Annotated in this window: 21 protein-coding genes and 1 pseudogene; 4 read left to right on the forward strand and 18 right to left on the reverse strand. The window is 46.1% G+C overall.

Annotated elements, in window-relative coordinates; translation table 11 throughout:
- Positions 1-15: 15 nt before the first annotated feature.
- The 3 genes from MKY85_RS29360 to MKY85_RS29370 all read right to left on the reverse strand — a co-directional run bounded on the left by MKY85_RS29360 (position 16) and on the right by MKY85_RS29370 (position 2,443).
- Complete coding sequence (locus MKY85_RS29360) at positions 16-285, reverse strand: CD3324 family protein (protein ID WP_339238787.1); 270 nt, start codon at positions 283-285, stop codon at positions 16-18.
- A gap of 262 nt (positions 286-547) precedes the next feature.
- On the reverse strand, positions 548-1,474 hold the full coding sequence (locus MKY85_RS29365) for an oxidoreductase (protein WP_342571450.1): 927 nt from the start codon (positions 1,472-1,474) through the stop codon (positions 548-550).
- 60 nt (positions 1,475-1,534) lie between these two features.
- On the reverse strand, positions 1,535-2,443 hold the full coding sequence (locus MKY85_RS29370; RefSeq protein ID WP_342571451.1) for a YafY family protein: 909 nt from the start codon (positions 2,441-2,443) through the stop codon (positions 1,535-1,537).
- A 75-nt stretch (positions 2,444-2,518) separates the two neighbouring features.
- Here MKY85_RS29370 and MKY85_RS29375 point away from each other — a divergent pair, with 75 nt between their 5' ends.
- Entirely contained in the window at positions 2,519-3,079 is a 561-nt protein-coding gene (locus tag MKY85_RS29375) for a dihydrofolate reductase family protein (protein ID WP_339238790.1), read from the forward strand.
- A gap of 116 nt (positions 3,080-3,195) precedes the next feature.
- On the opposite strand, the gene MKY85_RS29380 is transcribed toward MKY85_RS29375, so the two are convergent.
- Both MKY85_RS29380 and MKY85_RS29385 read right to left on the reverse strand, forming a co-directional pair.
- On the reverse strand, positions 3,196-4,320 hold the full coding sequence (locus tag MKY85_RS29380) for an SGNH/GDSL hydrolase family protein (protein ID WP_342571452.1): 1,125 nt from the start codon (positions 4,318-4,320) through the stop codon (positions 3,196-3,198).
- Between the two features lie 23 nt (positions 4,321-4,343).
- Positions 4,344-4,430: a DUF4180 domain-containing protein gene (locus tag MKY85_RS29385; protein ID WP_339261566.1), complete on the reverse strand. Its 87-nt coding sequence runs from the start codon at positions 4,428-4,430 to the stop codon at positions 4,344-4,346.
- A gap of 111 nt (positions 4,431-4,541) precedes the next feature.
- On the opposite strand from MKY85_RS29385, the gene MKY85_RS29390 reads away from it, so the two are divergent.
- Entirely contained in the window at positions 4,542-5,159 is a 618-nt protein-coding gene (locus tag MKY85_RS29390; RefSeq protein ID WP_342571453.1) for an NUDIX hydrolase, read from the forward strand.
- 98 nt (positions 5,160-5,257) lie between these two features.
- Here the strand turns inward: MKY85_RS29390 and MKY85_RS29395 are convergent, their stop codons facing one another.
- The 7 genes from MKY85_RS29395 to MKY85_RS29425 all read right to left on the reverse strand — a co-directional run bounded on the left by MKY85_RS29395 (position 5,258) and on the right by MKY85_RS29425 (position 14,414).
- Complete coding sequence (locus MKY85_RS29395) at positions 5,258-5,980, reverse strand: amino acid ABC transporter ATP-binding protein (RefSeq protein ID WP_339238791.1); 723 nt, start codon at positions 5,978-5,980, stop codon at positions 5,258-5,260.
- Entirely contained in the window at positions 5,977-6,633 is a 657-nt protein-coding gene (locus MKY85_RS29400; protein WP_074092820.1) for an amino acid ABC transporter permease, read from the reverse strand. The genes MKY85_RS29395 and MKY85_RS29400 overlap by 4 nt, the downstream gene beginning before the upstream one ends.
- 17 nt (positions 6,634-6,650) lie before the next feature.
- On the reverse strand, positions 6,651-7,448 hold the full coding sequence (locus tag MKY85_RS29405; RefSeq protein WP_342571454.1) for a transporter substrate-binding domain-containing protein: 798 nt from the start codon (positions 7,446-7,448) through the stop codon (positions 6,651-6,653).
- Positions 7,449-7,757: 309 nt separating this feature from the next.
- Positions 7,758-8,651 carry a response regulator gene (locus MKY85_RS29410; RefSeq protein WP_339238793.1) on the reverse strand — a complete coding sequence of 298 codons (894 nt, stop codon included), beginning with the start codon at positions 8,649-8,651 and terminating at the stop codon, positions 7,758-7,760.
- Positions 8,623-9,942 (reverse strand): ATP-binding protein, encoded by a 1,320-nt coding sequence (locus MKY85_RS29415; protein WP_342571455.1) that lies wholly within the window; start codon positions 9,940-9,942, stop codon positions 8,623-8,625. Before MKY85_RS29415 ends, MKY85_RS29410 begins: the two co-directional genes overlap by 29 nt.
- A 168-nt stretch (positions 9,943-10,110) precedes the next feature.
- Complete coding sequence (locus tag MKY85_RS29420) at positions 10,111-13,254, reverse strand: ATP-binding protein (RefSeq protein ID WP_342571456.1); 3,144 nt, start codon at positions 13,252-13,254, stop codon at positions 10,111-10,113.
- Complete coding sequence (locus MKY85_RS29425; protein WP_342571457.1) at positions 13,251-14,414, reverse strand: response regulator; 1,164 nt, start codon at positions 14,412-14,414, stop codon at positions 13,251-13,253. The genes MKY85_RS29420 and MKY85_RS29425 overlap by 4 nt, the downstream gene beginning before the upstream one ends.
- Positions 14,415-14,585: 171 nt before the next feature.
- Between MKY85_RS29425 and MKY85_RS29430 the strand changes: the two genes are divergently transcribed.
- Together MKY85_RS29430 and MKY85_RS29435 are read left to right on the forward strand one after the other, a co-directional pair.
- Positions 14,586-15,083, forward strand: a complete 498-nt coding sequence (locus tag MKY85_RS29430; protein ID WP_342571458.1) for a DinB family protein — start codon at positions 14,586-14,588, stop codon at positions 15,081-15,083.
- A 258-nt stretch (positions 15,084-15,341) separates the two neighbouring features.
- A pseudogene (locus MKY85_RS29435) lies at positions 15,342-16,412 on the forward strand (SDR family oxidoreductase).
- Positions 16,413-16,472: 60 nt separating this feature from the next.
- On the opposite strand, the gene MKY85_RS29440 reads toward MKY85_RS29435, so the two are convergent.
- The 6 genes from MKY85_RS29440 to MKY85_RS29465 all read right to left on the reverse strand — a co-directional run bounded on the left by MKY85_RS29440 (position 16,473) and on the right by MKY85_RS29465 (position 22,482).
- The gene (locus tag MKY85_RS29440; protein WP_342573507.1) at positions 16,473-16,847 is read right to left on the reverse strand and encodes a helix-turn-helix domain-containing protein; all 375 of its coding nucleotides are present in this window, start codon (positions 16,845-16,847) and stop codon (positions 16,473-16,475) included.
- A gap of 30 nt (positions 16,848-16,877) precedes the next feature.
- Complete coding sequence (locus tag MKY85_RS29445) at positions 16,878-17,297, reverse strand: MarR family transcriptional regulator (protein WP_342571459.1); 420 nt, start codon at positions 17,295-17,297, stop codon at positions 16,878-16,880.
- Between the two features lie 66 nt (positions 17,298-17,363).
- On the reverse strand, positions 17,364-18,098 hold the full coding sequence (locus MKY85_RS29450; RefSeq protein ID WP_342571460.1) for an SDR family oxidoreductase: 735 nt from the start codon (positions 18,096-18,098) through the stop codon (positions 17,364-17,366).
- Positions 18,099-18,439: 341 nt separating this feature from the next.
- On the reverse strand, positions 18,440-19,429 hold the full coding sequence (locus MKY85_RS29455; protein ID WP_342571461.1) for an SMI1/KNR4 family protein: 990 nt from the start codon (positions 19,427-19,429) through the stop codon (positions 18,440-18,442).
- A 214-nt stretch (positions 19,430-19,643) separates the two neighbouring features.
- A complete protein-coding gene (locus MKY85_RS29460; protein WP_342571462.1) occupies positions 19,644-21,269 on the reverse strand; it encodes a rhamnogalacturonan lyase B N-terminal domain-containing protein in 1,626 nt (541 codons plus the stop codon).
- Between the two features lie 340 nt (positions 21,270-21,609).
- Complete coding sequence (locus MKY85_RS29465; protein WP_342571463.1) at positions 21,610-22,482, reverse strand: AraC family transcriptional regulator; 873 nt, start codon at positions 22,480-22,482, stop codon at positions 21,610-21,612.
- Between the last annotated feature and the right edge of the window lie 120 nt (positions 22,483-22,602).

The raw sequence follows: 22,602 nt of genomic DNA on the forward strand, positions 1-22,602 counted from the left end.
GTAGCTTCTATAGTTTCATGCCTTTTTGCAATATACAATTTTCTTGATGCTATCCACGGATAAACAGAATTGCTCTGCAAGCTGATCAATGGTCGCTCCCGCAGCAAAAAGCTGGCAGATTTCAACGTTCCGTTCCCGAATAACCCTTCGGCCACCCGAGTTCTCGCCCCACTTCTTGTGGGCATCCTTGGGCCTCGGAATATAGATCAGGCCTCCGGGGATATGACGCTGTATTTCTCGGAGCAATTCTTCCGGGAAGATGGTATCCGCATTAATATATTTCATGTTGCTCCACTCCTTAAAAGTTAAAATCTTTAAGGCAGCAGAGTCTTACGATGAACACATTGAAATGCACTACAATGGTATGGCGGAAATGAATTTCAGGCTCTATGCAAACAACCGCCGTTGTTCATCACATGGACTCTGCATAGAGCGGGTCGTGAAACTTCTTATGAATCGAATCATGGTAGCCCCCCCATTCATATTCGTGCTGAAGAACTTCAACTATCTATACCATAATAAGGAATAATTATCTTAATGGCAAAATCTACACGTCAAATCGGTAATAAACCCCTGTTAATTCTTCCGAAACGCTCCATAGCTTGTTTGAAATGTCGGCATTATATAATTTTTTGATAACCTTGGCGGTCTTGGGATAGCCCTTAGTACCACCAATACCGCCAGGAGCAATATACTCTCCTCCCGTAATCGTTGGATCTGTTGCAGCGTACAAGGTAGGTAATGCCCCCATGTGAGCAGGTTGACTAATGATTTTCAGAAGACTCCGCATGAATATATTCGCCGGTTTCCCCGAACCGAAGGAGAACAGATTGGTATTCGAAATTCCTGGATGAGCCGCGATACTCATAGAATCCATATGGGCGGAATTAAACTTATTCTGCAGTTCTCTTGCAAACATCAGATTGGCCAGCTTGCTTTGACTGTAGAACTTCATGGGAGCATATCCTTTGGAGCCATCCAAATTATTAAAATCAATTGCACCATTACCCGCTGCCAAACTGCTTAGAGTAACCACTCTCGATTTTGGAGTAGAAATCAATCGGGGCAATAGCAGGCCCGTAAGCGCAAAATGCCCTAGATGATTGCTACCAAACTGCAACTCAAAGCCATCCTTCGTCAACTGGAATGGAGGATTCATAATGCCTGCATTATTAACGAGAATGGACAAGGAATCGTATTGCTCAAGAAACGCGGCTGCGAACTTACGGATACTGGCTAAATCACTAAGGTCAAGGTGCATAACGATGACCTCTCCAGCTACACGTACAGACGACTTTATCTGGTTAGCTGCCTTTTCACCTTTTTCCACATTACGGACAGCAAGGATAACTTTCGCACCTTTTTCAGCTAACGCTAATGCCGTTTCATACCCCAACCCACCGTTCGAACCTGTCACAATCACCACTTTATTGGATACAGTCGGGATGATGTCTTTAGTCCACATTGTGCTCATATCTCTACACACCTCTCTTATCTTTTTCTTACTACCCAAATATCGAGCGTATATAGCTTTTTATCCCCTGCCATACTGACTTATGCTCCGTTCGAGTAACTCTCTAACCTGTTGTTTCAATTCAGGGGGCGAGATCACTTTCACTTCCGGGCCATAGGAGAGTAACTTTCGTGCTGTAAAAGAAAACTCCTCGGGCGGAACCATTCCACGCCACTCGTTGCCTTCAACCGACTTGAACAACACATCTGAAGCGGCCATCCTTGCTCCAAATTCCGTGAATTGCAGCACCGCTTCTACGCTTGCTCTGTCTTCTTTGGCATCTAGCCACGCCTTCAGGCTTGGAACAGATTCATCAACCGATTCCATTACAACCAACTGCTGCATGCGATCCACCCGATACAACAACACGCGATCCTTATTTCGTGCTGGCATGTACCAATACCCCTGCCCATAGTAGATGCCATAGGGAAAGACCCGGACTTTTTTATGACCATTGCGGGCATGATACATAAACTGGATTTCTCTCTTTTCCACCGCTGCACCCAATATCTCGGTTGTTAAAGGTTCGGCATGCTCACCGGGATACTGGACAAAAGTGATATGCTCTCTCATCCGCATAATGAGGTCCTGTACATCCTGAGGCAAAGTGGAGAAATACTGTTCAGCCAGATGTTCACGCATGGAACCGTACGGAAAATCCGGGACTTGCTGTAGATACTCCAGCATCATAAATAGTCCTAATGCCTCCTGCTGTGTCAGTTGAAGAGGTGGCAAGATCCGATTGGGCAACACCCGATATCCCCCGTTAACACCAACTTCGGTGTACAAAGGAAAACCCAGTGCCTGCAATGCATCCAGATCTCGCTGGATCGTACGTACAGATACGTCAAATCGCTCTGCCAGTTCCCGGGCTGTAAACTTCTGTCTGGAATCCATCAGTCGCATGATGGCCAGTTTCCGATTATTCATATATTCAACTTCCTAACTACGTCAACTTTTGTCATAGTTAAAGTGTAACATACATTGTAGAAGGGAGCGATTACTATGAACAACAACAAAACCATTTTGTACATTGCTATGAGTTTGGATGGATATATCGCAAGACCGGACGGTTCGGTAGATTGGTTATTTGATGTGGAGGGTGATGGTGGAGACAACGGGTATGCGGCGTTTTATCAAACGATCGGTAGCGTTGTTATGGGACGTTATACGTATGAAGAGGTGCTTACACTTTCTGAAGATTTTCTCTATGCGGATCGCCCAACGTATGTGCTTTCCCGCTCGGAACAACCTCCCGCTCCGCATGTACAGTTTACAACCGAGACGGTAGATACGCTCATTCCCCGATTAAAGCAGGATTCTGACGGAGACGTATGGATTGTGGGTGGCGGAATACTGGTTGAAGCTGTGTTAGCCCAAAAATTACTGGATGAGATTGAAGTCGCCATTATTCCCAAAGTTCTTGGTGATGGCATCCCTTTATTCCCGACAGGCACTGTGCCAAGTCAATTCAAAATGATCCGAACTCAGACGCTCGGACAGATCATCTCGATTCGTTATGAGGTACAGAACAGCGATGCAGTGGACACGCCCTCAAATGTCTAGATAAGAAGAAAAGAAAAAGACCATTCTTATGATGAAGGAACCCCATGAAGCGAGACACATCTAACCCTTGGGGTACAATTCATGAAAGAGTGGTCTTTTCATTCCCATGTTTCAAGCTATCCTAACATGCCTCGCACATATTCTGCTAATACCTCTGCCGTCCTACGATGAGATAACTCGCCTGGATGGGTGCGCGCGCCTACCGTCTCTTCGGTTGTATCGGGAAGCTGGATAATCGTAACCTTGCGATCTCCTGTCTTTTTCGTATACGCATTAACCGCACGGTAGATGGCAGGCATCATCGGGAAACCAAGCATGCCATAAGCCCATACGAGATGTGCCGCCGGATTGTTTTTCCGAAGCTTGAACAAGAACTGTTCTACCGCTTTCTCAAAAGCAGCCAGATCTTCTTCATGATACGTACCGTCTTCGTTTAGCCGCTGCTTGGACACCTTGCCGGTGTCAGGGTCTTTCCACTCAGGTGACTGAAACGCACCTCCATCATTGCTACCCAGGTTCACAACCACCACATCCGGCTGCCACGAACCAAAATCATGCGGATCTCCTGCGCCCAACGCTTCGTTACGTTCACCAGTAAGCAGGCCACAGACCTGATCGTAAACATCGGGGATGTTCCCCTTCGGATTGTTATCCCAACTTGTCAGCACACCCCAGCCACTTTGCGAGATGACCCGATATTCTGCATTCAATGCCTCTGCTGTCATATACGTATAGTTATGTATGGCACTAAACCACATCGGAATCCAATCTTCCTCCGCTTTAGCCCCAATCGCACCTTCGCCAGATGTAATGCTGTCACCGATAAATTCTATCTTGTATGGTTTTTCCTGCACAGGCAGGAACGCTCCATCGGATTTCACCGCATGAATCTGCAAGGAACACCCCGGATCACCACTCATCGCTTGAACATCTTTAACGATCCGAACATTCTTCACCACATTCGCGTTCATGCCCCGGAATACACAGACCCAGTACCTTCCCGCCGTTAACATCTGTCTGCTCACCGGAACACCGTTGATTACAATGCTGATCCATGATTCATACATGTCGTATTCGGACTCCACCTCAACCCATAGTTCGGAGCCCTGTACATTAAGTTCAACCGCACTTCCAGTCCAAAATAAAGTCAGCGGCGACAACTCACCAGTTGTTCTGCCATGCACCTTGAGATTTCCGATCTCAGGCAGAGCCGTTACCTTTACATTCTCATTAGATATCACTATGCAAACCTCCTACGTTTGACTCAGATTATAAGCAGGTTCTTGCTGTTATACCCTTCGAAATCTCCCACAATAGCAAGCTTAACATGATCGTTCACGTATTTCTGCACAATCTCGCAGTTCTATAATAAGCAAGAATTATAGACTGTAATTTCTATGATACAATGGGGTTATTTCCTAACCAAACTAACTCTCGTGACATGCGAAGAAAAGAGGAGTCCATGGACACAAAGTGGCTGGAATGGGCCAAACAGATTCAAGCTATCTCACAAACAGGTTTAACCTATGCCAAGAATGTTTATGATATTGAGCGTTATGAGGAATTGAAACGTATTAGTATGGATATCTTAAGCAACTATACCTCTGTTAGCAAAGAGAAAATCTCACTTACATTTGCTAGTGATTCAGGTTACGCAACCCCTAAAGTCGATATACGCGGTGTTGTTTTCAGGGAAGACAAAGTACTTTTGGTTCAAGAGAAAATAGATGGGGCCTGGGCATTACCCGGGGGATGGAGTGACATCGGCTTATCACCATCAGAAGTAGCTGTGAAAGAAATTAAGGAAGAAGCCGGTTTTGATGTTGTACCGATGCGGTTGTTAGCCGTATTGGACAAAAAATTCCACGGACACCCACCTGAGCCATATCACGTATATAAAATGTTTATCCGATGTGACATTATAGGAGGGCATGCGGAAACAGGGGTAGAAACCAGCGCAGTTGATTTTTTTGCTATCGACGCTTTACCTGAATTATCATTGGAACGAAATACGATGGAACAAATTAAAATCATGTTTGAATTTCTTGAACAACCAGATAAAGAAGTAATTCTGGATTAAAATAATAACCCCTTCAGCTTCCCGACCTTAGTCCATCAATTCCTGATGTCTATAGTACATGGTCTGCCATAAGGGGTTATCACTTTGACTTTGATAGACTATAAAACCTTGCCCAAAAACGCCTTGGTCCGCTCATGTTGGGTATTCTGAAAAAGCTCTACAGGCGTGCCTTCTTCTACAATATATCCGCCATCCATAAAGATCACTCGGTCCGCCACCTCGCGGGCGAAGCCCATCTCATGCGTAACAACAATCATCGTAATCCCCTCGTGAGCGAGGTCTTTCATCACTTGCAGTACTTCTCCAACCATCTCCGGGTCCAGTGCAGACGTAGGTTCATCGAACAGCATCACACTTGGGTTCATGGCGAGTGCACGCGCGATGGCTACACGCTGTTGTTGTCCACCAGACAACTGCTCGGGGTAAGCATCCCTCTTCTGAGATAGTCCGACCTTGCTGAGCAGTTCCATTGATTTTTTCTCATTCTCGGCCTTATTCAGTTTCTTGATATGCTTCGGCGCGAGCATGATATTCTCCAGTACGGTCAGATGTGGGAAGAGGTTGAACTGTTGAAACACCATGCCCACATTGGTTCGCAACTGATCGATATCCGTCTTGGGTGAAGTGACCTCGACACCGCCGATTGTCACTTTGCCAGACGTCACACCCTCCAGCAGATTGAGACAGCGTAAGAACGTACTTTTACCAGACCCGGAAGGCCCGATGACACATACGACTTCTTTCTCCTGAATCGTTGTCGAGATATCCTTCAATACCTCATTGGCACCAAACTGCTTTTTCAGATTCTCTACGGTGATCATCGGATTGCATACCTCCTCTCAATGAACCGGGAAGCCCGGGACAATAACACAATAATGATCAGATAGAATATGCCTACAACACCCCAAATTTCGAATGCCCGGAAGTTGGAGGAAATAATAATCTCCCCGCTCTGCGTTAATTCTGCGATACCGATCGCCGACAACAGCGATGTATCCTTAATCGTAATAATGAACTGGTTCACAAAGGTAGGAATCATGCGCCGGGTTGCTTGAGGCAACACGACCAGTCGCATCGTCTGAAAACGAGTTAAACCCAGGGATCGCGCTGCTTCATGCTGCCCATTGCTAATCGAATTGATCCCCGCTCGGAAAATCTCCGAGATGTACGCTCCGGCATTCAGACTAATCGCAATAATACCCGCGGTCATCGCCGGAATGCGCATATCCAGGAACACCGGCAGCCCGAAGTAGATGAAATATACTTGCACCAGAAGGGGTGTACCACGGATGATATCCACGTAAAGTGTAGCTACCAGCCGCAACAATCGATTCAAGGAAGTACTCATCAGACCTGAGATCAATCCAATTACCATCGCAATGATGAGCGAGATCACGACCAGTTTCAACGTAACAACTGTACCCTCTAACAGAAGAGGTAGAGCGTCTATGATGACTTGCAAGGAGGAGTCCATCCGTACCACATTCCCTTCTATTTAGCCGCTGTTCCTAGGTACTTGCCAACAATCTCGTCGTACTTTCCGTTTTCCTGCAATTTCTTCAATCCGTCATTAATCTTCTTCTGCAACTCTGTGTCACCTTTGGCAACAGCAATGCCGTAGAAGTCACCGTTCAATCGATCTCCAACGATTTTGAGCTTGGCGTTCGGGTCAATGGCAATCTTATAGGAGATGACCGGGAAATCCTCCAGCGTAGCATCTGCGTTTTTGTTCGCGACCTCCTGATACATCGATGGGCTGTCATCAAAATATTTCACGGTTGCCCCATAGGTTTTTGCATATTCATCTGCAAGATTGGCACCTGAGGTTCCTTTTTTAATTGCAATCGTTTTTCCTTTTAAACCTTCAGGACTTTGGATGTCCGCGTTATCTTCATTTACGATTAAGGACAGACCGGCCTGATAATACGGGTCCGAGAAGTCCACCACTTTTTTACGTTCGTCGGTAATGCTAATGCCTGCAATGGCTCCGTCCAGTTGATTCGCCGTAATGGCTGGAATAATGCCTTTGAAGTCCATCGGTTTGATCTCAACCTCAAAGCCCTCTTCTTCCGCAATCGCGTTCATGAGGTCAATATCGATTCCTACATATTTGCCATCCTTCTGGAACTCAAAGGGGGGATACGTTGCATCGGTACCAAATGTGTATTTCTCAACAGCTGAACCACTTGCCGACTGGGCACTATTCTCTTCACCTGATTTCGCTGCACCGCAGGCACTAAGTGTTAGAGCAAGAACGGACGCCATTACAATGGATGCTACCTTTTTCATAGAAAAACCCCTTTTCCGAATTAGATTGGGATCGACCGAATCGACCATTTGTATTTATGTACGTATTGTAGTTTGCTCCCTACGCGAACTTACATGATCCTACATAAAATAATTACAATTCATGAAATTTAAATTAACATAAAATGTTTTTTTGATAGTGAAACGCGAAAAAGTGCTAATAAAAGATCTTATTCCAGCATTCAATGTAAGGTTATATAACAATATTGAGCGTTAAAAACAAAAAACCGAACATCCGTGAAGTGTTACCTCCGGGAATTCGGCTTTTGGATATGAGATAAAATATCTCAATCAGTTATTCATCTTTTCAATCGTCTCCATATAGAACACATGCAGGAACTTTTTGATATTTACCTTACCTTTGTCGGCTGCCTGATCTTCTTCCATGGCTCTCATCTTCACTCGAACATCCTGGAAGTCAAAGTAGAGGGGCGCATAATGCTCAAACTTGTGGTTGCTATAGTCGGTGAGTCCAATCGAGGCCATATTCGTCAGTGCGGCAATCACCGTTCTGCGAATACGTTGTTCCATCGCCTTACTCTCTTTCTCCACATCTTTGGGCGTAGACTTGTACGTCTGGGCCACTGCTTCGTATGACTCCTTCAGCGGCGGCCACTCCCCGGCACGCTTCTGATCAATTGCATATTCCATAAGGGCCACTATATCCTTGCTGCCACTTTCTCCGATGATCCCCAGATCCATCAGAATGCTCCTAGCCGCATCTCGCACCGAACGACCTTGGGCAGGGGCTGGCACCTCCACCAGATTTAATCGGGCCATTGACTGCTTGATCTCCAGGACGTAGCGTTCATACTTCCACTGTTCATTCACTTTGCTGAGCACATGCTCCACTTCTACCCGATTAATCGGTTTATGAATGAAGAATTCAATTCCGTTCTGGTAGGCAGCCCCTACCATCTCCTTGTTCTCCACCTGAGAGATCATAATGAATTTGCCGGTATACCCGCTGTGCTTCAGTTTCGCAACCGTCTCAATTCCGTCCTGATCCGGCATCAGCAGATCAATCAGCACCACATCGGGACGCAGATCCATGATCATCCGCGCTCCTTCTATGCCGCCCTCTGCCATGCCTGCAAGCTCGCCGATTCCACAGGATTCAATGATATCATGCAGCATGCTTCGGCTGACCACATCATCATCCACGATCATGATAGAAAGTGTCATCGACATCGCCCCCCTTGATTAGATTCATTTTGGGAATAGCTATAGCAAATGTAGTCCCTTTCCCTTCCGGAAGTCCCGATTCTACCTTAATATGCCCCTCCAAAGACTGAACGATATCACGTACATGAGACAGACCAATGCCTGTTGCAGCAATGCCGACTTCATTGAACTTCGTTGTATAGCCCGGTTCGAAGATCACATCCCGTTTGGATTCAGGTACGCCTTTTCCAGTATCCATCACGACCAAGTGCACGTCATCTCCCTGCTCATACACACGAATTCGGATCGTCCCGTCATGCTCAATCGCCTCTACCGCATTGGCAATCAGGTTGTTCATTACCGTTAGAAGAGGAATGTAATACGGAGACTCACAATCATACTGTTGCTCGATGTCGATCTCCACCTGCTTATGCAGCATCTCACTATATTTTCGGTTTGCTTTGCTGGCAAAGTTCAGCACTTCGGACAAGCTCATGTTGACCGCTTTTTCGTTATCATACAATTTCAGCAGACCCGCAAGAATGCGTTGTGAGTCCTTCTTCACTTCATGAATCTGCTGAGCAATGCCCAGCGTACGCTGACTGTATTGGTTCATCTCCTGCTCTCGAAGATCTCGATATAGATCATAGCTGTCTGCCGTAATGCCTTCGATCGTATTCATTGCTTTTTTCAAGTAAAATACCTCGCCATACAGACCTGAGTTTACACTCAGCATCTGCTCCATCCGTTTCTCCTGCTCTGCATGCAAAAGCCGCATCTGTCTCACCGCAAAGCTGTTGTACAGCCCAATTATAAAATAACTTCGCAGACCGCCCACCACAAGCAGATACAACCATTCCTTCATATAAAAGATATTGGTCCCACTTAACATGCCGCGAAGCAGCAGCTCAACAAGGTTAGAGGAAAAGTCGATACAGGTAATCAGGCCGCCGAGCAGAAGAGGCTGCATTTCATGGAATCGATGCCTGAGCTTGCTAAGACCATAGGCAAAGACCACATAATACACGCCTGCCCCCAGATTGTCCCGCATGCTTTCCAGAATGGATACGGTCTGTACATGATTGATGAGATCTGCCGACTGAAACAGAAAACTTGCCATACCTGTCAGGATTCCTGTCTTCACATAAGACAAATGTGGCATAATCATCAGCAGAAATAAAAAGATGCTAACCCCCAGGCCGATTCGGAAGTAATCTTCCCGGAACGGATTTATCTTGAATTGCGCCCCTACCGCTGTGGCAAAGGCAATGGCCGTCATCTGCACATTCTCGTTTTTGACCCAATTGCGCATCGATCTCTTCACCCACTATAACAACGTTTAGCGCCCAATGCCGGATTCCGCGCTTCTAATGTTAAATATACTAACATATGAATGATGCATTAGAAATAATTAAAATTAGGGAATGAATAAGAGCGCAACACAAAAAGGCCGGAAGTTTTCACTTCTACGGCCTTTTCCTTATACTTCGTCCGGAATATCAAAGGATACCATCGTCCCCTCACCCGGCTCACTCACGATCGATAATCCCTGACCATACCGTTGCAACAATCTGCGGTTCGTATTCACAATGCCTATTCCGCCTTTTCCACCTGGCGTAGCATGTAGCAGCTCTGCAACCTTCTCCGGTTCCATGCCTTTGCCATTATCCTTCACCTCAATACGGGTATAACCCTCATGGCGAGTAATGGATAGGCATACTGTCCCACCCACATTTCGGCTTAATAACCCGTGTCTTACGGCATTTTCAATCAAGGGCTGAATCGACAGCGGCGGGAGAAGTAGAGGAAGATCCGACTCTACGTTTAGTACCACCGACAATCGATCTTCAAATCGCGTTTTCTCAATAAAAAGATAGGCTTCCACGAGTTCCAGCTCGTATGATAATTTCACCAGTTCCCCTGTATTGAGATAGTTGAAGCTAATTCGTAAATAGGATGAAAAAGCTTCACCAAGCTTCCGCATATGCTCTGTATCAATATCACTTAGGACCATAAGTGAATTCAGCGTATTGAACAGGAAATGGGGCTGGATCTGAGCCTGCAAATAAGCAGCCTCCATGCGTAAGCGCTCCTGGATGGACTGATTTAACATGGTCAATGCACGTATCCGATATTTTAGCTCCAGCGCATCTACAGGCTTCGTGACATAATCATTGGCTCCCGATGCAAAACCGGTATATATATCTGGTGGCTGGCTTCGTGCAGTTAACAATAACACCGGAAGTTCTGACATGGAGAATTGTTCACGCACCTTCTGGGTTAATTCATATCCGGACATATGGGGCATCATCACATCCGTTATGAGCAGATCCCACTGGCGTGTGCCCAGCAGTTCCATCGCTTCCTGGCCCGACCGGGCCGTAGTTATGGTGTAGGGTTCATTCGACAGAATGCTGACCAGCACATCCAGATTCACCGGATCATCATCTACAGCCAGAATGGTGGCTTTCCCCTCTTTTAACAACGGAGCCATTTCTGCTGTCGCCATGACTTCTTCGTCCCCCATACCTGAGCGGGGTAACAGGAATCCGCTAGGTGCATCTTGCATCATCTCCGCGGCCTGTTCCCATATCGGAGGAAGCTGTGACTGAGTCTGATAGGTGGTTTCATTCGCGAGCGACAGGTCAAAGCTGAATATTGAGCCCTTTCCGAGTTCCGAGTGAACCGTTAGTGCCCCGCCGTGCAATTCAACGAGCTCTTTACAAATGTTCAGTCCAAGCCCGATGCCTTGTCCATCGCTTATTCCATATGACCCTTGTTCATACGGAAGGAAAATGCGCATCCGCGTGTCCTCATCCATGCCAATGCCGGTATCCGTCACATGAATCAGAGCCTGTCCTTCACGAATTTCGGCACTCACCGATATCGTTCCTTCCTCGGTATGTTTAAGCGCGTTATGCAGCAGATTATACAAAATCTGAACGAGTCTTTCTTCATCAGCCATGACCGGCGGGAACGATTCCGGAATCTTCATATGAAGGTGGACCGGTTTGCGTTCTGCCATGAATTGAAGCATGGCGATAATACCTGGCACAACCGACTGTATGGAAAGAGGAGCCTGACGTAATACAATACGATGTTCCTTCAGCCGGACTACATCCAGTAGATCACCGAGGAGATGGGACATCCGCCGACCGATCGTAATCAGCAGTTCCATATCCTCCAGGCTCCGTCCATCCAACTTGTCCTTCTCTCGGGTGACTACATTGTGAGCGATGTTAATGATCCCGTGCAGCGGAGTCCTCAGTTCATGTGATGTATTCGCCAAGAACTGATCTTTAATTTTGTCACCCTTCTGCAGTTCTGTATTCAGCTTGATGTTCTCCTTGGCATTTCTGAAGTATTTCTTGAACCAATAGGCGGAGAAGCCGGTAATGGCAAAGATGATGTCAATGGGATAATAGACTGTTGTCACATCTTTCGATGTCTCACTTGTACTCCACAACATATTGGATATGATGCCTCCGGCTGTCAATAGTAGGAAAACCATATCTCGATCAGCCTGTTTCCTAAAGAGCATGACACCTACAATGTACAGGAACCAGAGAGAAGAGACGAGAAAGAATAAGTCGATGAAAGCGTAATGAACCATGGCATAGACAATTTGAATGGGCACAGCCAAAATAACAGCAATATAAGCCAATGTCGTGACAATGCCTAATTGAAGGATCTTTGTTGGGATATGTACCACGGTCAATCTCTGGAACAACAGCAGAATACAGGCATTTTGCAGCAGCAGACCAATCAGACGAAGCTTGATCCCCCACGTATAGTTAATAGGGAGCCATAACATCAGAATGTTATCATGACCAGCCATAACCACGATGCCCACAGCTAAGGTTAATATAGCTGCAACAAGTAAGGCCCGCTCCTGGGGGTTGAACACAAACAGAATACAGGCATACATGCCATGAAGGAGTAAAACGAGAAAAATGGCCAGTTGAAAACCGATGGAATACCAACGTGCGTAATCAACCGCCGCCTGGGAACCGAAGCGAACGGGTTTACCGATCCCTCCTATGTACGGGCTATCATAATTGGCTACACGAATGAGTAATTCGATCTCGGTGGTTCCATCATGTTCATAGGTCGCCGTATACGAGTTACTTCTCGGTACATATGTATCTGCATCCTCCGATATCCTCCCCATTCCACCTGTGATATCCCCATTGAGTTCAATCTCGGATGAACTTCGAATGTTTTTGAACCAGAAGGCCACAGGTGTTTGGAGGGGATCCGTCAAAATGCGTAATCGGTATGTGGCATAGCCAATTGCACTCTCCAGATCCCGATTCTTCTCGACATTTTCCCAATTGCCCGGAACTTGAACTACACCTGCCGCAGCTCCTCCCCTACCTGAAATATCCTTACTGGTCAGTAATTCATTCGAATATAGTTCCCATTCTCCATTCAGATACATGATCGGCGTTCGCTCCAGATCAACACCTCGTAAGTCAAGTACACCATTCACAGCGTGATGCTCATCCAACGCAGGGAAGAACTGCGACCAGACCCAACGCATGCCAACCAATGCCACTAACATAATCGACAGGATCAGAACATATTTGAAACGGCTTGCGGACTTTGGTTGTCGTAACCTCATTGGATACGCTGTCCTGACTTGATCAGTCCCAGCTTCCAGTCCCTGTACCATTCGCGGACCTCTTCACTAATCGGTATCTCCAAATCTTGCTCCATTCTGGTAGTTAAGAGACGATACTGCTCCTCCACACCGAGATCGTTGTGCATTTCATCATATAACTTCATTAGAATAAAATAACTTTCTTCTTCATCCGGAAGCATATGCTGGATGCGTCGTGTACTCTCAATCACTTTATCCGCCAGTCCATGCTGCTGGTAATACAGACTTAGTTGTCTCATATGATACAGCCACAGATAGCGTAATCTTTCCCGCTCAGGTTCAGCCCACATGTATTCATAATTACCAAGATAGGTACCCTTATATAGATGAAGCGCTTGCTCATAGGCATGAACGGTACTTGCGTCTACGGCCCTCCATTGCCTGATTTCCCGTTCCCACTGCTCACTATCCAACTGAGCCTCACCCAATTCAAGTCGATAACCTGCCTCCAGGTGTCCACTTTGAATCTTAATCATATCCATATTGCAAGTTTTCAGGGTTTGGCGGACATGATACATCGTAGTGTAGAGTTGGTGTGCCGTCTTCTCCTCTTCCATTCCCGGCCACAGAAGCTCCAGCAGAACACTGCGATGAATAACCTGGTTCCGATGGTGAAGCAGGTATGCAAACAGCTCCTGCGCCTTGCTTGTGCGCCATTTGGCAACCTGAATATCCTTGCCCGGAAGCTTAAACTGAATCTGATTAAAACAGCAAATCAAAGGTACGTTTGTATCCTTTGAACGTTGCTCGCGTTTTACACTCAGTTTCTCTCTTACACGACTCACCGTCTGCTTCAATCGATCTTTTTGGATAGGCTTCATGACATAGTCCAAGGCCTGAAGTTCGAAAGCATGTACCGCATATTGATCGTAACTGGTTACAAATATAATCTCGGTGCCGGATGATACCGCCTGAATCTGTCTTCCCAGATCCATCCCATCCATCTCTGGCATATGGATATCCAGAAATACAACATCAGGTCTGTGCTCCACAATGCCTGCGATAGCCTCTGTTGGATTCATATATGTAGCAATAATTTCGATGTCGCTTACTTCTTTTTCTAGTGATTTTTGAAGGCCTATCAACGCTAGACGTTCGTCGTCAACCAATATCACTTTCACAGGAGCTTCCTCCTCGACCCTGAGGTCTTGAGATTTATTTTCACTATTATATCATAGGCATTTTAAGTATTATGGTTCTCATTTCCCAATTTCAATTTCTAGCAATTTAATTGTATAATATTAAATAGAAGACAGGTTAACAATCCGGTCTGGAAGAAAGGAAGGTTTCATATGTCAGATGCGAATCAAAGCTTCGGGCAAGCCCTTGTTAAATCATTAGTGGGGGAACGCGGTCATATCCGCATCGCCCGTGCTCTACCCGATATCGATGTCACACTTGCTGCTCGAACGCACGAAGCCATGCCATACACGATCTATCAGTTGGTGAAGCATATGCATTATTGGCAGCAATTCATGCTCGAACACTTGGAAGGACGCAAGCCACAGCCCCCTGCTAACGCGAGTGAGAGCTGGCCTGAGGAGAAAGGCCCTCAGGACGAAGCAACCTGGAAGGCAGATATTCAGGCATTCCTGGCTGGGGTTGATCAAGCCGTAGCCATTGCAGAAACAGCGCAATTAGATGAGTCACTCCTTTATTTCCCCGGGGAAACCAAAGCAGGACTTCTGCGCAATATCGCCTCCCATAACTCGTACCATCTGGGCGAAATTGTTCTGCTTCGTCGTTTCTACGGTGCATGGCCACCACCAGGTGGCGGATATCCGGCGTAAACCATAGTTACATCAGATTTATTGGACGAATATACAGACACATCTAAGCTGTGAAAGGAGCGATTGTTCCTTTTACAGCTTCTTGTGGTTGTAGGCAAGTAACAAGTAACATCCGTAAAAGTACAAATTATATAACGCTCATATCCTGCTCCAGGCTCATATATTACTTCAAAGTACGTATATGACCTTAAGGTGCGTACTTCTCATCCTTCTTTTTCTGAACCACAATATGTACAGAAGAAGAGAGGAGCATGTCCATTGAAATCCGAAGAATTGGTTACCCATTATACCGCACTTGTTATCGGTGCTGGAGGCGTCATTGGAAGAAACCTTATGGATTATCTGACAACACTTCCCGAGTGGAATGTCATTGGTGTATCTCGCCGCGGAGGGGAGGATGCCCCCAGATTACGTTATATATCAGCTGATTTACTGAACGAAGCAGACACACAAGATAAACTAAGTCATTTAACGACCGTTACGCATATTTTCTACGCCGCGTATCAGGATCGCCCAACCTGGGCCGAATTGGTATAGCCCAACTTGGCCATGCTCGTCAATGTGGTGAATACCATCGAGCCGATCGCTCCAAATCTCCAACATATTAGCCTAATGCAAGGTTATAAAGTGTACGGTGCACATCTGGGCCCATTCAAAACACCTGCCAAAGAAACGGACGCAACTCATATGCCCCCTGAATTCAATGTCGATCAGCAACAATTTCTCGAGGATCGGCAACCCGGAAGCAGCTGGACTTGGTCAGCCCTGCGCCCATCTGTTGTGTGTGGATTTGCCCTGGGTAATCCAATGAACCTTGCCATGGTTATTGGCGTATATGCGGCTATTTCCAGGGAACTTGGCTTGCCACTTCGATTCCCTGGGAAACCAGGAGCGTATCATTCGCTGCTTGAAATGACGGATGCCACATTGCTCGCTCATGCAACCATATGGGCAGCAACCGATCCGCGTTGTGCCAATCAGGCATTTAATATCACCAATGGCGATCTGTTTCGCTGGAACGAATTATGGCCCAGAATTGCTGCATTTTTTGAATTGGAAACCGCACCTCCACTCCCTCTCTCACTTACAACAGTGATGGCAGATAAAGAAGATTTATGGAATTCCATGATTGAAAAGTATGGTTTGGTGAACACCCCTTATGATGATGTCTCTTCCTGGGCATTTGGTGACTTTGTCTTCTCGTGGGATTATGACTTCTTCGCAGATGGTTCCAAAGCTCGCCGCTTCGGATTTCATGATTTCATTGACACTGAGGCTATGTTTATGGATATTTTCAGAAATCTACGTGATCGCAAGATCCTTCCGTAACATCAATAAAATGCAGAATAAGCCGATTCCTGATTTCCAGAATCGGCTTATATAAATCCCTCAACGGTCCGTAGTTGTTGGCGGCTTAAACAGAATTTGTCCTCGATCACCATAAACATTCTCCACATGTATATCGCCCCACTTACACATCAGATGAAGAATCTCTTTAAGCGTCCACCCATACGCTGTTAACTCATACTCCACTTTAGGCGGTACCTGGTGATGGGAGATTCGGACAATGACCCCCGCCTCCGTCAGTTCACCAAGTTGCTGAGTCAACACTTTCTGGGTGATCGCAGGGATCAGTTTCATGAGCTCACCATTACGTTTCTTGCCAAACGTAAGATGGAATAGAATAACAGGCTTCCACTTTCCCCCGATCACTTCAAGAAAGGCTTCAACTGCGGTGTTATATACTTTGAGCGGCTCCTCCATATCACCTTCGGTCTCCCTTCCAGTCATTGCTCAATCTTCCCGATTCATCTTCTCAAAAATATGGACTAGTTGCGCTCGATCCTCTTCGTTTAATTTCTGGAATAAACTCTTACGTAGCTGCTGGCCCTCCAATATGGCTCTTCCGAGGACTTCGGTCCCTTTATCCGTAATGTTCAAATAAATAATGCGACGGTCCGCTTCATCAACCATTCTAACGACTAGTTCCTTAGCTACCATCTTGTCCGATAAATAACTGAGTGTAGGCGGCGTGAATCCTAATTTTTTTGCAATATCCGAAGGTCGGCTTTTTCCATTCTGATGGAGATGACTGAGTACAAGCACATGAGAGACACCAAGGTCCTCATTAAATGCTTTGTTCCATTGTATAATCAACTTGTTGGTGAAATTATCCATATTGTGTATAAGCTCAAAAATGTTCTGTTCTTCCATTAGATCCTCCTTGAAAAATAAAACAACAGCCCTCATTTAACTTAAGGGCTGTCATCATTTTACACGCTATTGGGCTGAGTAGCCACCATCGATCACCAGTTCAGATCCTGTAATGTACGAAGAATCATCCGACGCCAGGAACAACGTGGCTTTGGCAATATCGATAGCCTGGCCCAGACGCTGCAAAGGCGTTGCCTGAATTAACCGTTCAAGCAGTTCTTTCGATGTGTTCAAGGATTGGGTCATTGGTGTTTCGATGATCCCAGGAAAAAGTGCATTCACCCGAATGCCTTGACGACCAAAGGTGGTCGCAGCGGCTTTGGATAATGCACGTACCGCGCCTTTGGATGCCGAGTAATGGTTAAAGCCTTGTCCAATCATAGCCGTGTATGATGAGATATTGACGATGGAACCTTTTTTCTGGGCTGCCATATAGGGAGTGACATGTTTCATGCCAGCGAATGGGCCGTAACCGTTAATGGAGAGCATTTTCTCCCAATCCTGTGCGTTGATTTCCTCAAAAGGCTTCTCTGAAGAAATGCCTGCATTGTTGACCAGAATGTCAATTTTCCCAAATCGTTCATTCACTACTTTCGCCAGTGCCTGCCAATCTTCATCCGAAGATACATTCAACTTCATTCCGTACACATTCTCTTTTTGGCTTACTCTCTCCAGTGCTTCCTCATTAATATCTGCTGCAATGACGATGGCGCCTTCCTGTGCAAAAAGATCTACCATGCCCTCTCCGATTCCCGAGGCACCGCCAGTAATAATAGCTACTTTATGCTCTAATTTTCCCATGTGGATCACTCCTAACGTATTATCATTCATGCTTACCATGATGCTTAAGCTCCTTTCGTGAAGAAACCAAGCTATTTAGACTTATTATATTTAGACATCTAACTATTGCATGTTTAAATATTATCAGAGTCACTTCCTATATGCAACGAGCATACCCGTATATCCTTATTTTGGATTTGTATAACAGATCTCATTCATCTATTTTCATTCTTTGACATATGCATAGCTCGGCAACATCGCCGTGTATACCACCAACCGGACAGCAAAAAGACTGCTCCCTTCGCTAGGGTGCAGCCTTTTCAATTTCAACGATTTGTATAAAGAGGAACTCCAGCTCTTCCTTACAGTACACCTTGAAGGTTTGCAGGGTGATTTTCTTCATTCACCAGACCTTGAATAAAGGTCTCAAAATTGGGCGCAAGCCAAGTGATCTTGTAGTTTTCATTTTTGTCCACATGAACAACCTCGGGCTCACCAGCATTGCCGGATTCACGATAATCCAGCATCACGATCTCCGAATCGGAAGGGCACTCACATAACACAACACCAATCTCGGGGTACCCTCCCTGCTCGATGATGTACCGACTACCCGATTGACCACCTAACGAATGTGCTTTCTCACGTCCAATACCCAGTATTCCCTTGACCTCAACGCGAATTTTCTTTGCAGCCTCTGCTTGGCTAACAGGATAATACCGATAGTGGGGAACACCACCATTATGTAATTTCATCATGTTTATATAGGATGTTGGCAGCTTGAACACCAACTGCTCCTCCATTGACTCGATCTGTCCATCGGTAGGTGGGGCCAACACATATTGATCCACGGCTTCAGCACTGTCATTCCAAAAACCCGTTGGTTCCAGATGGCTAACACTAAAAGGTGCGGTTGAGATCTCAGAGACAGATGGGTCGGGACTCACCGATTCATCTACTGATTCATCTAGGGATTCCTCTAAGAGTTCCTCTGAGGATCCCTCCTCCATTTTGCTTCGAATCCATTCCAGAAACTCCAGCGTATCTTCATCCTCAGGGTCCAATTGATCCGCTCTTTCGAACGCTTGCAGCGCATGCGCATATTGCTCCAGATAGTAATAAGCCAGTCCAATCCGATAATGCCAGAGTGGGTCACCTGTGCCCTCTTTGGTAACCGTCAGGAATTGTTCAACCGCTTCATCGTACCGTTCCAGGTTATTCAGCGCTCGGCCCAGATGGTTAACCAGCTCATAATCCCTTTCTTCCACAGGAATCGCTTGAATTGCATCTACAATTTCCTGAAATTCATCTTCTTCATGCCACTCTTGCAATTGAACCAACAGATCGTCTCTCATTCCTTTGGCCTCCCCGTTCATTCACTCATGATTACGTATTGAAAATTATACCACTATTCAGATCACCTTCTCCAGCCAAGCCAGATCCTTGAGCCTGTCACGAATCAATTTCTACTCATTCGCAGTGCAAAGAATAAAAAGGTAACCTGGACCCAGTTAAGAAAACCAGGCAGGCTACCTCCTATATTCCGCTCCATTACATTGAATTCTTAACTCAATTCAGCAACTCCACACAATCGTAAACCCATCCTGCACTTAACCAGTTCCCCAAATCACTGGAACCACTGATCGGTGTAATGGTGATCGTATTGGAACCATTCACGAAGTAAGATGCTGGGACATTCCAGCTAAACGTTGTGTTGTTGCCACGGTAGGTACCAATCGTGAAGCTACGAGAATTGGGCTGTGAAGACGCGGCAGGGTTGGTTAATGCATGTCCATTAACCATTACGCTAGGTCTGCCATTATTGTAGGCTGCGGTAATCCCGATGTTGAGCATATGGGAAGATGCCGCTTGAGATGCATTCAAGTTAAACGTTATTGTGGTTGGTGAATTCTGACCACGGAATTGGATGGCCGGGAATCGATTGGTCGCGCTGCCCGTAGCATAGGTGACAGGCCCCCAGCTTGGATTACGACTATCGGACGGATGACGGATCGGAATGGTCTGTCCATTCAAGAACTCCCGTGGTGTACCATCCCAGTTACCGATTCGCCAGATGCTGGAGGCTTGACTCGGATCATTGTTGATCGTACGGGTATTCAGCGTCGTCGTTTGGCCTGCCGTGACATTAACCGTTTCATTATATACCGCCAGTTCTCCCTTATAGGCTGTCATGGTGTATGTTCCTGGGATCATGCTGTATTTGGCGGCTGCCCCACTTGAAGAGGTACCTACCCAATACTGAGCATTACTATTGGCGAACCCAATCGTGTACGCGTACCCCGTATCCATCCCGGAGAGACCATTAAGCACCACGTTCCCCCGACTGGATACCCAACCCTGCAAGTTCAGACCAGACATCCAGCTGAAATCGGGTACACTTGGCGTACCACCTGTGGTGAAGATCAAAGCGTATGGTCCGTGCAGACCCAGGCGCCAATTTTCCGTCTGTGCATGTCCCGAGTTCATATAATTATAGACTTCCGTCTCTGTTCCACTTTGGAACTGGATGTCACGGAAGAATGGGCCGCCAGAGCTTTTTTCCCGATTGCCGTAGGCCATAAATACACCAACGCCATTACCCGTCACTCCACGAACCGATAAGTCTTTGGCCTGATCATTACCATAATATTTGGAGGCAGACTGTCCATTGGCAAACCCGAACACATCCTGACTTTCAATTGCTCCAGTGTTACCCCTATTGTTAGAATTCGCCGGAACACCTGTCAACACACTCCCATTACCGCGGAAAATGTACCGTAACTCTCCAATCGAAGGTTGAGCCGTGATATGCGTTGCCATGTATATGATGTTCTCGCCACCACGCGAAGCATAATAGTGAGTCAATGTGTTGGTGGAAACGGTAATTAACACCGTTGAACCCGAAGGTGATTTATTCCACGTTACATTTGCAGAAGATCCCAACCCCGAGCCAATATGTGATCCCCTATTGCTGTTCAGCTCCGTGCCGTTCATTTTGGCCGATATGATATCACCATTCGTTTTGTTCACTACATAGACTAATCCCGAACCGGTGTTCACTTCAATTCTGGAGCCGTTGTCTGTGACTTGGATGGTGGCTGCATGGCTTGTGGAGGCAGGGAAAACCAGAATCGTGGAAAACATGACGATGAGTAAAAGCATACCTATTCCCTTTTTAACGAAACGTTGAGTCACGCAAATACTCCTCCTGTCAGATCAATTTGTGAAGCGCTTACAATATGGTGTATAACAACTTAATTCCGTCTCATATCGATATGTCTGCATATGTGGGCATGTCCATAATCCATGGAATGTTATATCCGCTTGCGTATAGGTCACCACTTCATTTCAATTTAAGCTCGCCCCCTTCTTAAAACACATTGCTGAATAAAAGAAATCTTACAATTTCAATAAAATAATACCATTATATTACATATAATCGCAATGAAAACGACGAATTGATCCGTTAGTAATTCTGAAAACGAAAAACGCAGCTTCAAAAGCTGCGTTCGCGGATACCCATCTAGAGAAGATATCATCTCTTCCGAACAGGTATCCAAATCTCGCTTTTATATTGCTCAACAGTAACATCCTTGTGCTCATTCCATAACATTTCAGGACCCTCACTCAGCTCATAGTCCGATGAAGGAAACCACTCTGCGTAGATCCGGCCCCAGACCTCCTGAAGCGTGTCAGGGAAAGGACCCACGACCGTAAATACGGCCCACGTCGAAGCAGGAACCTCAAGCTGTGTCAGACCTTCAGGCGTTTCTTTGGTCGTAGCTGCGCCAATGTAATGATCCAGTTCTCCCTGTTCCGTCATACGCCCCTCACTGAAATGGGCAGAAGCACTAATTAAGCCCAGAGGCTGGACGTTCGATGCCCCCTTAATTGTATCAATTAAATCCGGTGTAAGCTGCTGGTACATCGCAGCGATCTCCAGATTCACCCCATTGAATACGATCGGCACCCTTTTACGAATACCCACGATTCGAAAAGCCTCTTTGTCTTCAATACGGTAGTTCATTTCGTTTCCTCCTTGAATGGTCAGTTGAAATGTCATCCGCGGGAAGGCTTTAAGAGATGGGCCATGGTTCCGCGCTTCGGAGGGCGTAGTGCCATGCAAGCTTTGAAATGCCCTAGTGAAAGAATCGGGCGATGTATACCCGTATTTCAGCGCAATATCAATAATTTTGCTGTCACTTTGACTTAACTCCATAGCCGCAAGTGTCAAGCGGCGACGCCGAATATATTCCGAGAGCGTTACACCACTAAGAAAAGAGAACATACGTGTAAAATGATACTCCGAGCAGCAGGCGATTCGGGAAATCTCCTTCATATCCAGCACATCCATCAGATGCTCCTCGATGTAATTCAAAGCTTCATTTAACTGTCTCAACGTATCCATATCATCCCTCCCACGTTAATTCAAGCTTATCAAAGTCATTCTCTCTGCATCCGACATTACCTGCACCTTTCTGTAGGCTCTGTGCACCCATACCAGAAAAAAAGAGCAGCATCAGCTACT

It is taken from the genome of Paenibacillus sp. FSL R5-0749 (genome assembly GCF_038595085.1).
Classification (GTDB): domain Bacteria; phylum Bacillota; class Bacilli; order Paenibacillales; family Paenibacillaceae; genus Paenibacillus.